We start from the raw sequence: 12,911 nt of genomic DNA, 5'->3' as shown, positions 1-12,911 counted from the left end.
CCGGGGAAATAGTTTACGGCGGGGGCAATCGACGGTCGGAGGTGGATCGCCATGGTGAGGTACGGGAAGGTCGCCCAAGCGAAGGTCGCGCGCGCCCTTCACGAAGAGAAACGAGGCGAGCTTCGCAGCGGCCGATCGGGGAGGAAAGTCACGAGCCGAAAACAAGCGATCGCGATTGGACTCTCTGAGGCGCGCAAGCGCGGCGCGAAGGTGCCCCCTGCCCCGACACGCGGCCGGACGCGCACGCGTCCGCGAAGTCGCTAGCCCGCCGCCAGCCCGCGCGTCGGCGCGCCGGGCCGCGACGCACCAGCGACAAAGGCTGTTACGCCGGCGCGCCGACGGCGAACATGGGGTCCGACGGGTTGGTCGCCGGGGTCGTCACCGTAAACAGCACCACACCCGTCGCCGGGGCGGTAATCTCGGCGAGGCTCGCTCCAAAGTAATCTCGCGTCTCCCCGACGCGCTGTCCTTTCGTCACGCGGTCCCCGGGGGCGATCTCGGGATAGAACAGGCCGGCGTGCGAGGATCGGACCCAGTGCATCTCGGTCAGCTCGGTGATCGGCTCCACCGACTCCGGCGCGCCGGGCGTGATCTTGAGATGCCGCAGGACGTTTCGAAGACCGCGCAGGTGGATCTCCAACGCCTCCGGCTGCAACAACCCCTGCCCACCCGCCTCCGTGAGAATTGCGGGAATCCGCTGCTGCGCCGCCGCCGAGTACGTCCCGCCGGACACGCGCCCGCGGACGACGTACCTGATGCCGTACACGCGCGCGAGATCGAGCGCCGCGGCGTCGACGTCCGCCGCTCCGGAGTCGAGTAGAATCGTAAACGGCAGCAGCGCCTCGTTGATGTCGCCACCGTGCAGGTCCACGTAGAACTGCCCGCGGGCGATCACGTCGGTGAACAGGGTGTACGCGAGACGGTCGCTCGCGGTCCCCTCCGGGTTGCCCGGGAACACGCGGTTGGGATTTTTCCCGTCGAGCGGGCAGATGTAGATGTTGCGTCCTTGGAAGGACGGCACATCGACGATGGGGACCACGACCACCTGGCCGCGTACCTCCTTCGGATCGAGCGTGACGGCCGTACGAATCGCGGCCTCGATCCCGGGATACTCACCACCGTGCACTCCTGCGGTAATGCTGAGACGCGGCCCGAGCGCCGCGCCGTTTACGACAACGACCGGCATGCGGATCGGCGTGCCCGGAACATCCAGGTACCCGGTCGCCTTCGTCCCCGGCGCCGCCTCCGCGGACCCCACCACAAGCGTCTGTCCCGCCATGTCGCCCCTCCCTCCCGACCCTAGACCGGCGCGGTCGGGGCGCCGAGCCGGGCCCACAGTTCGCCGACCGACATAGGTTCGAACGCGATCTGGAACATTTCGCCGAATGTCCGTGCCACCACGGGCCGCACCTCGTCGAGCGTGATCGGACGCCCGAGGACGCGCGTCATCGAGGTCACCGGCTTGTTGAGCCCGCACGGGTTGATCAACTCGAAGTGCAACAGCGCCGGATCCACGTTCAATGCGAACCCGTGCATCGTCACACGGCGCTTCACCGCCACACCGATCGCGGCGATCTTTGCCCCGGTGACCCAGACGCCGGGAAACCCGCGCAGCCGTTCCGCGACGATCTCCCACGCGGCGAGCGACGCGATTAGCGTCGCCTCGAGCAACCGCACGTACCTGACCACGTCCTCGTCGAGCGCGCGCAGGTTCAGGATCGGATACCCAACGAGCTGACCCGGCCCATGGTACGTGACGTCCCCGCCGCGTTCGATGTGGTGCACCTCAATGCCGTGCGCCCCGAGGAGATCCGTTGATGCGAGAATGTTCGACGTGCGGCCCGCGCGGCCCACCGTGATGACGGGCGGGTGCTCCACGCTGAGCACCACGTCCGGCACCTGTTCCGCCTGGCGCGCCGCCAGCACCGTACGCTGCAGCGCCCACGCCTCGCCGTAGGCCATGCGCCCGCATTCGACCAGCCACGCCACACGCATCGGCGCGACGGCTAACGGCGTCCTGGGCGCGCCCAGACAGCGAGCACGATGATCCCCGCAGCGAACAGGACGATCTCGAGCACGGCATAGGCCGTGTGGAGCGGTCGGATCGCCGCGTACCGGGGATCGTGCGGGGCGCGATGAACGAAATCCAGGCCGTGCGCGAGGCGTGTGATTGCCGGCGTCAGATACGTCGCCTGCGCCACCACCACCGCGAGCATAACCACCAGCAGCCAGATTGTCCACCGGGCGCTCTGTGCCAGCAGCGCCGCGGCGAGCGTTACCAGGGCGAGCGCGAGCTCGATCCGGTTGAACCGCTCGAACATCATCTGGCCGAGGCGTACCGCCTGGTTCCGATCGAGCAACGCAAAGCGGGCCGGTGCATCGACGAAGTCGAGCACCGCCATGCCGCCGATCCAAAGTGCGAGCGCGAGGGTCCGGACGATCCCGGCCAGTTGGAGCATCACCGTTAGGCTAGCCAACCCCTCATGCCCTGTCAAGAATTGTGAGACGACGTCCGCGGAGGACCACGCGCCCGGCGGCCAGCAGGACTCGCGCCCGGCGAAGGTAACATTACTCCACGGTGACACCATGACCACCCACGACATCGCCAAGGTCGAACGCATCGAGATGTATCTGAAGAGCGTGCTCACGCTCGCCCAGGCCGGTCACCGCGTCACGACCTCGCGGGTGGCCGAGGCGATGGGCGTCTCAGCCCCGTCGGCCTCGGAGATGCTGAAGCGGCTCGAGCACCTCGGATACTTGGAAGGGTCCGACGAAGGCACGCGGCTGACCGGCACGGGGCTGGGCATCGCCACGCAGGTCGTACGCCGCCTCCGGCTTGCGGAGCGGTTGCTGACCGACGTGCTCAAGATGGACCTCCAGGACGTGTACGACGAAGCGTGCAAGATGGAGCATGTCATCAGCCCGCAGGTCGAGACTCGCCTCGACGACGTGCTCGGTCATCCCGCGACGTGTCCGCACGGGCACCCGATCCCCGGTCGAGACGGCGTGCTCGCTCCGCGTCGGGACAGGACGCTCGCGACGCTTGCGCCGCAACTGCCCGGACGCGTGACGGCACTTCCCGAAGAGCGCACGGATCTGCTCAAGATCTCGCTCGCCACCGGACTGCGACTCGGGGTCGAGGTGAGCGTCGAAGCCTCCGCCACCCCCCGAGGACCATTGATCGTGCGGACGAACGGCATCCGCCGAACCGTTCCCAGGGACGCGGCTGCGCAGGTCTGGATCGCCCCGGCTAGCGGGACGGAAGCGTGACGGGCGGCGGCGAGGCGGCTCCCGACGCCGCTTCGAAGTAGGGGCGCAGCCGAAACCCGGCGGCGGCCGCGATCAGCGACGACGGCACCTTCAGCACCAGGGTGTCGTACGTCAAGACGCGGTCGTTGTAGCGGCGCCGCTCGACGGCGATCCGATTTTCGGTGCCCGCCAGTTCGTCCATGAGCCCGGCCACGGTGTCGTTGCTGCGGAGCACCGGCGACGCCTCAACGACCGCGACGAGCCGTCCGAGCGGCTGCTGGAGCGCGTCCGCCGCGCGAACGCGATCCGGCGAGCCGGAGGGTGTCGCCAGGTACGCCGCGCGCGCCCGGGCCACAGCGTCAAGCACCGTGCGCTCCTGGGCCAGATACCCCCGTAGCGCAGCCACGAGTGCGGGGATAAGATCCACGCGCCGCTGGTATTGGACCTCGACCTGCGCCCACTGCGTGTCGACGGCCTGGCGCGCCTGAACAAGGCGGTTATAGGTGGTCGCCGTCCACGCACCCACGGCAAGGGCGAGCGCCGCGACGACGAGCGCGACAAACGCGGAGCCGTGCAGCGAACGCGGAGCCTGGCCGTTCATCCGGTCGGAGGCGGCGAGGGCGACGTCCGCACGACGTGCCCCAGCGCTTCCACGGCGCGCACGACGGCCTCACCGAGTCGTCCGTGACGCAACTGCGGGACCATGATGTCCGCGATGATCCGCTCGGCCGTCTCGTGGGTAACGACAGCCTGGAGCCCCCGTCCCACCTCGATGCGGACGAGACGGCGGTCCACGACGACGAGCACGAGGATGCCGTTGTCGCGCCCGCGCTTGCCGACACCGAGGTGGTTGAAGTACGTGGTCGCGAACGCCTCGACCTCGTCCACGTGCGGCACGATCAACGCGGCGATCTCGACGCCGGTATCGCGTTCGATCTCCTCGACGACCGACCGGAGGCGCGCTTTCTCCACGCGGCTCAACGCGCGGTGAGGATGCCGCTCCACGGTCACCAGCCTCCCGTAGCGCCGCCGCCACCCGAGGCGCCGCCGCCGAACCCGCCAAACCCGCCGCCGCCCGAGAACCCGCCGCTGCCCCATCCGACGCCGGGACCCACGACCCAAGGGACCAACATCCCCGACCCTGCGCCTCGCGATACGTGCTTCTCCCGGTAGCCGCAGCGCGGACACGCCCAGACCTGCACCGCTCCGACGCTATGCGCCTGAACCGGGGCCGACGGTACGAGCGGCGTGCCGCACCGCGGGCACCGTCTCGCCTGACGACGGCCGAGCACCGACGAGATTATGAGGAACGCGACGAACAGCGCCACGGGAAGCAACCCGATACCGCCCCCCGCGCTGCGCGCCGGCTGCGGCGTCACGGCGGAGGGCGCGCCGGGCACGCCTGGCGCTCCGGACGACGCGCCGCCGATCAGACCCTGCAGGGCGTTCACCGCCGCGTTCAACCCGTCGGCGTAGCGCGCGTCGCGGAACGCAGGCGCGATCTCATCCCGGATGATCGCGCCAGCGTCGGCGTCCGTGATCTTGCTCTCGAGTCCGTACCCGACCTCGATCCGCACCTCGCGCTCTCGGAGCGCGATCAGCAGCAGCAGGCCGTTGTCCTTGCCCTTGCGCCCGACCTTCCAAGCCTCCTCCAATTGCGCGGCAAAGTCGTTGATCGGGACGCCGCCTAGGTCCGCGAAAATCGCCACGGCGATCTGGTTGCCTGTCCCCTGGTCGTACGCGGCCAGCCGCGCGTCAAGCGCGCTTCGCGCGGCCGGATCCAGGAGGTGCGCGAAGTCGTTCACATACCCGGTGGGACGAGGAAACCCCGGCGCACCCGCCGCCGGGAGCGCCGCCCACGCCCAGACCGCGCCGCACACCGCCAACGCGGCCGCAACGCGCCGCCACCCCGCACGCGGGCGTTTGCGCGAGGCGACCATGTTCAGGGCTGGGGCGTGAGATTGACGCGTGGGGCCTGCTCCGCGCCGGGCTGCGCCTGGAAGTAGGGCCGCGGATGAAACCCGAGGCTGCCGGCGATCACCGTGGTCGGAAACGACTGAATCATCGTGTCGTACGCTTGCACGGACGCGTTGTACCCGCGGCGCGCGAACGCGACCTCATTCTCCGTCGATGCGAGCTGGCGCATCAGCGCCTGCACCGTGTCGTTGCTCCGCAGCACCGGATAGTTCTCGACGATCACGAGCAGGCGCGCAATGGCGCCCTCGTACTGGTTCGCCGCCTCGACACGTTCGGGCGTGCCGGCCTGCGTGCCCGCGTAGTGCGTGCGCGCCTGCGCGATCGCACCGAACACCGCGCGCTCCTGCGTGAGCGTCGCCCGGGTCGCCTCGACCAGATTGGGCACGAGATCGAACCGCCTCTGGAGCTGCGTCTCCACCTCGGCCTGCGCCGCGTTGACCTGTTGATTGGCCTGCACGAGCCGGTTGTACGTGCCGGCTACTGTCGAGTAGACGATCGCCCCGACGAGGGCGATTCCGAGTACGACGCCCGCCGCAATGCGCATGCTCTCTCCTCTCAAACCCCGGATCCGAATCGGTACGTTCCCGCCGGGCCCCGGCACTTCAGCGTAGCACACCACCCGCGACGTGCAAACCCGGACGCGTCGCGCGCCGGCCGCGGAAGGCAGAACTATCGGGTAGACGCTGGGAGCAGGCCGAGGCGTTCCGCCACGAGCACGGCCATCGGCGTATCGGTCGCCGCGGCCGCCGGCACGCCCAGTGAGGCGAGCTTGTCGCGGATGCGCGCAAGCGCGGCGGCGGGATCGGTGCCCTCGACCTCAACTTCGCTCGCCCAGCCGAGGCCCTCGACGTGTTCGTAGATGGCCTTACCGAGCCCGGGAAGATCGCAGATCCCGCACTGCGACTTGACCACGTCCAGCCATCGCGTGAACCCCAAGATCTCGCAGACCCTCATGCACTCCTGGACCGTGCCGTGGTGTAACCGGAGCTTGCCGTCGGGGAGCAACGAGCGTTTGCACGTCAGCCCGCCGGCGTGGACGATCTCGATGCGGGTCAGCAACAACTCGCTCTCTCGGACGGGCTCCTGCCACTCTCGAACGCGTAGCGCATGCGTCCGGGCGTCCCACGACCAGTGTGTCGGGCGGACGTAGTGATCGGTGAACGCGTATCGTTCCTCGCTGCTCGCCCCGAGCACCCGCAGCCGTGCCCGAAACGCCTCGATGTCGGGAATCAGAAACCGCACCTCGCACTCGAAGGGAGCGGTCACGATCCGAACGGAACCACCTACGCCGCGTGTGCAGATAGGGCCGGGACCGGCCGGAACCCCGCGCCCGAGCCAAGCCTCGTCCGTAGTGTCTCGAGCGCTTTGTCGAGCTGGCTATCGTGCCCCAGGTTCATCGCGTCGGTCGACAGCGCTTCGGGGTCGTCCGGCGTCACGCCGTGCCCCTCGAGCCGTGCGCCGTGACCGCTCCACACACGGGCGACCGTGATGGCCATGCCGGCGCCCTCCGGAAGGTCCACCGTGATGCCGATCTCGACCGCACCAGCGGTCCGCGCGCCGGTGACCACGGCGCGCGACTGCTCCTGCAGCGCCGCGGTCAGCAGCTCGGCCGCGGATCCCGTTCCCTCGTCCACGAGCACCACGAGGGGCGTCGTAGCCGGCACGATCGGCGGATCGGACGTCTCGAGCAGCATGTCGCGGCCACTGCGCGTACGCAACCGGATGAACGGCGAGCGCTGGGGAAGCAGCGCGGCCGAGACATCCCTGAGCTCGTCCACGAGGCCGCCCGGATTCCCTCGGAGATCCAGGACCATCGCGCGCATGCCGCTGCGCCGGAGCCCGAAGATCGCCTCGCGGAACGCGGCCCCGGTCCCCTGCACGAATTCGTAGATCTTCACGTACCCGATGCCGTCGTCCAGCATGCGGCTGGTCACGCGGGGCACGTGGATGGGCGCGCGCGTGACACGCAAGTCGATGGAACCGGTCTGGCCAGGACGATCCACGGTCAACACCACGGAAGATCCCGCGGCGCCGCGGACCATGGCACTGACGGCGTCGTCCGCGAGACCGCTGGTCGCCTGTCCGTCCACGGCGACGACCCGGTCGAACGTGCGCACCCCAGCGACGCTGGCTGGGCTGTCGGGATACACTTCGCTCACGTAGAAGCTGCCGTTACGGGCCAGCAGCTCAATCCCGATCCCGGTAAACGCCGCGTCCCCGTCCTCGCGCCGCTGCTCCTCCTGGTACACGGAGGGCGGTATGAACGCGGTGTGGGAGTCGTGGAGACTATCGAGCATGCCCGCGACCGCCGCGTAGGCGACTTCCGTGGACGCGTGTTCTCCGTGCGCCTGGCTCAGGATCTCGTCGAACCGCTGCGTGAACAACCGGGCGGCCTCGGCGGCGTCCGCGTCTGCCGGGATCGGTCCGCCGAACGACGCGGCATGGGACTGGTCCCGAGCGCTGTCCAAGGCGGCGTTGAGCATCGTGGGGGCGGAGAGCGGGTCCACGTAGTGTGCCTCCAGCGTGCGGAGCGCCGCCAACACAAACTGTGCATCCGCCGCCTCCGCTCTGGGCGCCCCCGGCATCGCCAGCATGACGGCGACGGCTCCGATGAGCACAGCGGACAGGACACGGAAACGCTTCATGCACTGCTCCCCCCAACGGCGGATAATCGGCAGCCGCCGGATGGCCGGCGGCGCCGCTATTACACCACGCTACCATTCATAATCCGCGCCGGCAAGCCGTGATTCTCGCGGCGACCGCCGTGCATCGCCCGCGGGCGAGCGAGTACGCCGACCCACCCGACCGATCGTACCGTGTCTGCCGTCGATGAAACGGTCCCGGTGATAGGCACCCATCGCCGAAAATCGTGGGAACGCCCGGCGTCGCCGCCTCCACTGTATTCTTCGCCCGGCTGCACCGAACGGATGGGAGCACGGCGTGTTCAGATGGGCCCGATGCTCACGCGCGCCCCGGCAACGGCCTCCGTGAGCGCGGCCGCGCTTCCCTGGTTAATCGCGACCTCGACGACGCCGTCACTCCCGACATAGGCGACTGCCTTCCCGCGAGGGACGGCGCCGAATGTCTTTCCCACGGTCGCGGTCATCGAGCCGGCACCTACGTGCACCCGAACGGCGCCGTTCGCGGCTATGTCCGCGAACAACCCGCCGGGAATCGTCGTGATCAGGTTGCCGAACGGGTCCACCCAAAGGACCTCGCCCTCAAGCCGGCGCCCGCGGCGCCGCCCGGCGGGAAATACCAGATCGGTGAAGTCGTCGACCGGACGCGCGATCGTCTCGACCGCCTCGCCCGCGGCGAGACGCGCGGCCGCAGGGGCGAACACGTCGCGTCCGTGAAACGTCGAGGAGACGACGGTATCCCCACCGGGGCTGGCGATGAGACGAAATACGCGCGGGGCTCCTAGCCGCCGGGCGGCCGGGATCAGCAGGCCGTTATCGGGGCCCACGAAGACGTGGCCGCCCGACGCGACGGCGAGCGCCGCCCGCGCGCCACCGACCCCCGGATCGACAACCGCGCAGTGGACGGTGCCGGGCGGAAACGCGGGCGCCGCAGACCAGAGCAGGTATGCGCCCGCCCGGATGTCGTGGCGCGGGACATCGTGCGAAATGTCAACGAACACAGCGTTACCGCCCGCTGCCGCGCCCTTCATCGCCGCCGGATACGGCGACCAACTCCCGAAATCCGACAAGAACGTGAGCAGACGCACGTCCGAGGCGGCGCTACGCGGACGCCCGCTCGCTCCCGCAAAACTCGTCGATCGTGTTGACGAGCACCTGGGCGCACGCCACGGCCGACGGCAGATCGACGTACTCCACATCTGCGTGCGCTCCGTCCCCTGCCGGGCCGAAGAGCACGGTCGGCACTCCGGCGCCCGCGAGCAGGGCCGCGTCGGTCCAAAACGCTGCGCCGGTGTACGCCGGCTCCTCTCCGCGCACGGTCACGCACGCCCGGTGTAGCGCGGGCACAACACCGACGCCGCGGTCCGCCTCCAGCCCGGGGCGCGCGCCGCACACGCGCAGTGACGCCTGGAATGTCGAATCCCGCTCGCGCAGCGAGTCCAAAATACCCTGTAGTTCCGCCCGAACCGCATCGTCGGTCTCGTTCGGCAGCGTGCGGCGTTCCAATGCCAGTTCGCAGGACGGGGGGTACGTACTCAGGCCTTCGCCGCCCTGGATCAGGGACGCGTGCAGCGAGGGACGGCCGAGGAGCGGATGGGTCCGCCGCGGGAGCACGTCGCGCTCGAGCAGTTCCAGCCGCGCGAGCACGCGGCCCATGCGAGCGATGGCGTCCACCCCGACACCGTAGTTGCTGCCGTGGGCCGCGCGGCCTTCCGTCCGAATCGTCGCCCACAGAAAGCCTTTGTGCGCAACACAGATTGCGAGCCCCGTCGGCTCGGTCACGATCGCGGCATCGGCACTGACCCGGCCGGCGATTGCCGCAGTGCCGACGCTCAAGTGCTCCTCGTCCGACACGAATGTCAGCACGATGTCTCCGAGCAACGTCCGGCCAGTCGAGCGGAACGCGGCGACGGCGGCGACCATCGCCGCGAGGCTCGCCTTCATGTCGAAGGCACCGCGGCCGTACAGACGGGCCGCGCGGATCTCGGGCGTGAATGGCGCCTGCATCCCCGCCAGTCCGACGGTGTCCATGTGCCCGTTCAGCAGCAGACGGCGGCCGCCGGCGGGATCGGACCCCGGCAGCACCGCGACGACGTTGGGACGTCCGGGAGCCGCGTCCTCGACCGTCACGGTCATCCCGAGGCGCCGGCACACATCCGCGAGGTGGGCAGCGATCGCCCCCTCGCCGGCGCCACCCCGCACGAGCATGGGGTTTACCGACGGGATGCGAACGAGATCGGCTATGAGGTCCGTGAGCCGCGTCGCATCCACGGTCGGTGGGCTCGAGCGCGCCATGTGCGCCTCCCTTGCTGGGACGACGTTCGGAGAGTGTCGGCCAACGGGATGCCGCCGTCACCCCACAAGAAGAGGCATTTTGCGAAGAGCGCGCGGCTTCCTGTTACCCGCGTGCGAACCGTGATCGGGGACGGCGTTCGCGTGTCAGACCCGTGGATCGCGTGCTGGCTACGCCGGACGCCCGGCGTTCACGCCAATCAGGGTCAGGATGTCCGGCTGCTCGGCCGTTTCCTCCACGAGGGTGCGCACAAGCTCGTGCGGCAGCTTCCGAGTCTTGCGGGCCAACCGCCTATAGTGTTCGATCGCAAAGGGGGAGAGCCCCAACGCACGCAGTAACTCCAGCGACTCCTCGAACCTGGCCCGCCGCGCCGCGCCCTCCGGGGACGTATCCCGCCGCTCCAGCGGCGCACGGCCGTGCTCGTGCACTCCGAGGGCACCGCCGTGGACACGACCGTTGATCATCCCGGGTTGACTCTTGCCAACTTGTGACAGCATCTGTGATCCTCCAGATGACCGACCGTGTGCGCTGATGATACTTCTTATGATCCGCAGATGCCATCAGGTGAGCGCCCGATTGGTGAGCGTAATGAAACTTACGACGCTATTCTTTGAGAACTCCCACAATATTGCGAAGACAGTCTCTCACGGTTTGCGTCCTTCGGCAGGCGGGCTCGCGGTGACGGCGCGATCGAGGCTGATAGCGTGGCTCAGCGCTGGCAGGATGGGCAGTAGAACGTTGGACGTCCGTGGAAGCGCCCGCCGAGAACCTTCGTGCCGCACACGGGGCACGGCTTGCCGGCGGCGCCGTAGACCGCGAGACGATACCGACCCGCTCGGCCGAACGCGTCTTGAAACTCCGGCTCACCACCGGCCTCCACGGCCTGGCGGAGGGTCTCCCGCGTGATCCGGTATAACGTCCGCGCCTCGGTCGGGGTCAGCGACTCCACCTTGCGGTCCGGGCGAATGCGGGCGCGAAACAGGATCTCGTGCGCCCACAGGTTACCAATCCCGGCGATCCGCTCCTGATCACAGAGCAGGTCCTTGACCGCGCCCTTGGGGCCGAGGGCGCGCCGGAACACCTCGAAGGTGGTCGTCGGCGCGAGCGGTTCGATGCCCAGATTGTCGAGCAGCGTACGCGTCCCGGTCTTGACGAGATGGAACGAGCTCAACTGGAGGTCGCGGAACTCCAGGGCAGTACCGTCGGTGAACACGAGTAGCAGGGCCGCCCCCTTATCCGTCTCCGGTGCCTGCGCGTGAAACCGAATCACGCCCCATAGCTTGTAGTGGAACACGAGCACCCAGCGGCCCAGCATGAACCAGAGCGCCTTGCCGTGGCGGGCCACGTCCTCAACAACGGCGCCGCGCACGGCGCGGGCGAATCCCTGCGGCGTGTGGGTCCGCACCGCAACGGGCCGGAGCACGGCGCCGCGGTCGATGATCTTCTCGCCGACGGCCCGCACCAGGCTGCGTCGCGCCGTCTCCACTTCGGGCAGCTCAGGCACCGCGCAGCTCCTCCTCGGCGGCGGCGAGCACGCGAGCCACCGTATCGCCGGCCGCAACCGCACCCTGCGCGAACTCCGCTGTGCCGCCCCCGCGTCCGCCAACTGCACGAGCCACGCGCGACAGCAGCGCGGCGAGATCCGGCCCGTCGCCCGGCGCGCGCGCGAACCAGATGCGGCCGGTCTCGGTCACGCCGGCCACCACGGCCGCCGGCGTCAGCGCGGTGACCTCGCGCAGCAGCGCACGGACGTCGTCGCCGTCCCGGTCCGGGAAGAGCAGCCGGAGGACGCGCCCCTCCGGTCCGGCCGGGAGGGCGGCCACACGCTCTGCCGCCTCGTAGGCCAACAGGCGCTTGCGTGCATCCTGCAGGGAACGCTCGTGCACGCGGCTCTCAGCGACGATCCGGTCGAGCGCATCGCCGAGGTCCCGGTCACGCACGGTCAGCCGGGCGCTCCAGTCCCCGACCAGCGCGTGCTTCCATTGATAGTCCCGGACGGCCCGCCACCCCGCCAAGAACTCCGCCCGCAAACGCCCACGGCTGCGCTCCCACCGGCGCACCAACACCGGCCCGAGCTCGCCGGTGCTTCGCACGTGCGTCCCGCCACATGCCGACCGGTCGCACCCGGCGATTTCGATCACACGCAGCGTCCCCGTGCGACCGGAGGGGCGGCGGAGCCCGAGCGCGTCCGCGTCGGCCGCCTCGACGAACCGAATCGTCACCGGGCGGTTCTCGAACACGATCTGGTTGGCCGCATCCTCGACGCGCCGTACGGCGTCCGCGTCCAGGAGCGCGATGTCGAGATCGAGTGTGGAAGACTCGCCGAGGTGCACCGAGGCGGTCTTGGCAGCGAGCACATCGAGGAAGACCGCCGAGAGCAGGTGCTGCGCGGTGTGCTGCTGCATATGATCGAATCGACGCGGCCAGTCCAGCTCGCCCGCCACGTCCGCGCCCGGGGCTAAGCCGCCGGACGGATCCGCGCCGTCAAGCACGTGCACCACCGTCTCCCCGGCGTCCACCACGTCCACCACCCGGTGGCCGCCGAGCGTCCCGGTATCGTGGGGCTGCCCCCCGGAGGTCGGGTAGAACGCGGTCCGGTCGAGCACGACGCCGCCGCGGCCGCCGTCGCCGGGCGAGATCACCCCGGTAACGCGCGCAGTGAACGCGCGCAGGTACGCGTCGCTGTAGTAGAGGCGCTCCGTCACCGGCGCCTCCGGCGCGGAGCCGCTGGAACGCGCAGGTCCGCCGGCTGT

At 69.5% G+C, this 12,911-nt stretch carries 16 protein-coding genes; 2 read left to right on the top strand and 14 right to left on the bottom strand.

What is annotated here, in order from left to right; all coding sequences use genetic code 11:
- The first annotated feature begins 51 nt into the window (after positions 1–51).
- Complete coding sequence (locus VKZ50_04920; GenBank protein HLJ59056.1) at positions 52–264, top strand: DUF6496 domain-containing protein; 213 nt, start codon at positions 52–54, stop codon at positions 262–264.
- 58 nt (positions 265–322) lie between these two features.
- Here VKZ50_04920 and VKZ50_04915 read toward each other — a convergent pair whose 3' ends face one another.
- Genes VKZ50_04915 through VKZ50_04905 form a run of 3 tightly spaced genes read right to left on the bottom strand, consistent with a single transcriptional unit; the run spans position 323 to position 2,477 of the window.
- Positions 323–1,279 carry a succinylglutamate desuccinylase/aspartoacylase family protein gene (locus VKZ50_04915; protein ID HLJ59055.1) on the bottom strand — a complete coding sequence of 319 codons (957 nt, stop codon included), beginning with the start codon at positions 1,277–1,279 and terminating at the stop codon, positions 323–325.
- A gap of 20 nt (positions 1,280–1,299) precedes the next feature.
- Positions 1,300–1,962 carry a lipoyl(octanoyl) transferase LipB gene (lipB, locus tag VKZ50_04910; protein ID HLJ59054.1) on the bottom strand — a complete coding sequence of 221 codons (663 nt, stop codon included), beginning with the start codon at positions 1,960–1,962 and terminating at the stop codon, positions 1,300–1,302.
- A gap of 44 nt (positions 1,963–2,006) precedes the next feature.
- Entirely contained in the window at positions 2,007–2,477 is a 471-nt protein-coding gene (locus tag VKZ50_04905; GenBank protein HLJ59053.1) for a DUF4149 domain-containing protein, read from the bottom strand.
- 109 nt (positions 2,478–2,586) lie between these two features.
- Between VKZ50_04905 and VKZ50_04900 the strand changes: the two genes are divergently transcribed.
- A complete protein-coding gene (locus tag VKZ50_04900) occupies positions 2,587–3,270 on the top strand; it encodes a metal-dependent transcriptional regulator (protein ID HLJ59052.1) in 684 nt (227 codons plus the stop codon).
- Here the strand turns inward: VKZ50_04900 and VKZ50_04895 are convergent.
- The 11 genes from VKZ50_04895 to VKZ50_04845 form a co-directional block, all read right to left on the bottom strand.
- Entirely contained in the window at positions 3,251–3,850 is a 600-nt protein-coding gene (locus VKZ50_04895; GenBank protein ID HLJ59051.1) for a LemA family protein, read from the bottom strand. The two genes, VKZ50_04900 and VKZ50_04895, sit on opposite strands and share 20 nt — an antisense overlap.
- Entirely contained in the window at positions 3,847–4,254 is a 408-nt protein-coding gene (locus tag VKZ50_04890) for a TPM domain-containing protein (GenBank protein ID HLJ59050.1), read from the bottom strand. Before VKZ50_04890 ends, VKZ50_04895 begins: the two co-directional genes overlap by 4 nt.
- Before the next feature lie 2 nt (positions 4,255–4,256).
- Entirely contained in the window at positions 4,257–5,189 is a 933-nt protein-coding gene (locus VKZ50_04885) for a TPM domain-containing protein (GenBank protein ID HLJ59049.1), read from the bottom strand.
- A 2-nt stretch (positions 5,190–5,191) separates the two neighbouring features.
- Positions 5,192–5,770, bottom strand: a complete 579-nt coding sequence (locus tag VKZ50_04880) for a LemA family protein (protein ID HLJ59048.1) — start codon at positions 5,768–5,770, stop codon at positions 5,192–5,194.
- A gap of 125 nt (positions 5,771–5,895) precedes the next feature.
- The gene (locus VKZ50_04875) at positions 5,896–6,468 is read right to left on the bottom strand and encodes a hypothetical protein (GenBank protein ID HLJ59047.1); all 573 of its coding nucleotides are present in this window, start codon (positions 6,466–6,468) and stop codon (positions 5,896–5,898) included.
- 41 nt (positions 6,469–6,509) lie between these two features.
- Positions 6,510–7,871, bottom strand: coding sequence for a S41 family peptidase (locus VKZ50_04870; GenBank protein ID HLJ59046.1), 1,362 nt, complete (start codon positions 7,869–7,871; stop codon positions 6,510–6,512).
- 299 nt (positions 7,872–8,170) lie between these two features.
- Positions 8,171–8,953, bottom strand: a complete 783-nt coding sequence (locus tag VKZ50_04865) for an SAM-dependent chlorinase/fluorinase (GenBank protein HLJ59045.1) — start codon at positions 8,951–8,953, stop codon at positions 8,171–8,173.
- 13 nt (positions 8,954–8,966) lie between these two features.
- Positions 8,967–10,160 (bottom strand): M20/M25/M40 family metallo-hydrolase, encoded by a 1,194-nt coding sequence (locus tag VKZ50_04860; GenBank protein ID HLJ59044.1) that lies wholly within the window; start codon positions 10,158–10,160, stop codon positions 8,967–8,969.
- Between the two features lie 168 nt (positions 10,161–10,328).
- The gene (locus VKZ50_04855; protein ID HLJ59043.1) at positions 10,329–10,655 is read right to left on the bottom strand and encodes a hypothetical protein; all 327 of its coding nucleotides are present in this window, start codon (positions 10,653–10,655) and stop codon (positions 10,329–10,331) included.
- A gap of 212 nt (positions 10,656–10,867) precedes the next feature.
- Entirely contained in the window at positions 10,868–11,662 is a 795-nt protein-coding gene (locus tag VKZ50_04850; GenBank protein HLJ59042.1) for a DNA-formamidopyrimidine glycosylase family protein, read from the bottom strand.
- Positions 11,655–12,863: an alanyl-tRNA editing protein gene (locus VKZ50_04845; GenBank protein ID HLJ59041.1), complete on the bottom strand. Its 1,209-nt coding sequence runs from the start codon at positions 12,861–12,863 to the stop codon at positions 11,655–11,657. The genes VKZ50_04850 and VKZ50_04845 overlap by 8 nt, the downstream gene beginning before the upstream one ends.
- Between the last annotated feature and the right edge of the window lie 48 nt (positions 12,864–12,911).

It is taken from the genome of bacterium (genome assembly GCA_035295165.1).
GTDB lineage: Bacteria > Sysuimicrobiota > Sysuimicrobiia > Sysuimicrobiales > Segetimicrobiaceae > JAJPIA01.
This window is presented reverse-complemented; position numbering and strand designations above follow the sequence as displayed.

Coding starts and splice junctions, on each gene's coding strand:
- VKZ50_04920 (HLJ59056.1), top strand. CDS start 52: ATGGTGAGGTACGGGAAGGTCGCCCAAGCGAAGGTCGCGCGCGCCCTT.
- VKZ50_04915 (HLJ59055.1), bottom strand. CDS start 1,279: ATGGCGGGACAGACGCTTGTGGTGGGGTCCGCGGAGGCGGCGCCGGGG.
- lipB (HLJ59054.1), bottom strand. CDS start 1,962: ATGGCCTACGGCGAGGCGTGGGCGCTGCAGCGTACGGTGCTGGCGGCG.
- VKZ50_04900 (HLJ59052.1), top strand. CDS start 2,587: ATGACCACCCACGACATCGCCAAGGTCGAACGCATCGAGATGTATCTG.
- VKZ50_04895 (HLJ59051.1), bottom strand. CDS start 3,850: ATGAACGGCCAGGCTCCGCGTTCGCTGCACGGCTCCGCGTTTGTCGCG.
- VKZ50_04885 (HLJ59049.1), bottom strand. CDS start 5,189: ATGGTCGCCTCGCGCAAACGCCCGCGTGCGGGGTGGCGGCGCGTTGCG.
- VKZ50_04880 (HLJ59048.1), bottom strand. CDS start 5,770: ATGCGCATTGCGGCGGGCGTCGTACTCGGAATCGCCCTCGTCGGGGCG.
- VKZ50_04870 (HLJ59046.1), bottom strand. CDS start 7,871: ATGAAGCGTTTCCGTGTCCTGTCCGCTGTGCTCATCGGAGCCGTCGCC.
- VKZ50_04860 (HLJ59044.1), bottom strand. CDS start 10,160: ATGGCGCGCTCGAGCCCACCGACCGTGGATGCGACGCGGCTCACGGAC.
- VKZ50_04855 (HLJ59043.1), bottom strand. CDS start 10,655: ATGCTGTCACAAGTTGGCAAGAGTCAACCCGGGATGATCAACGGTCGT.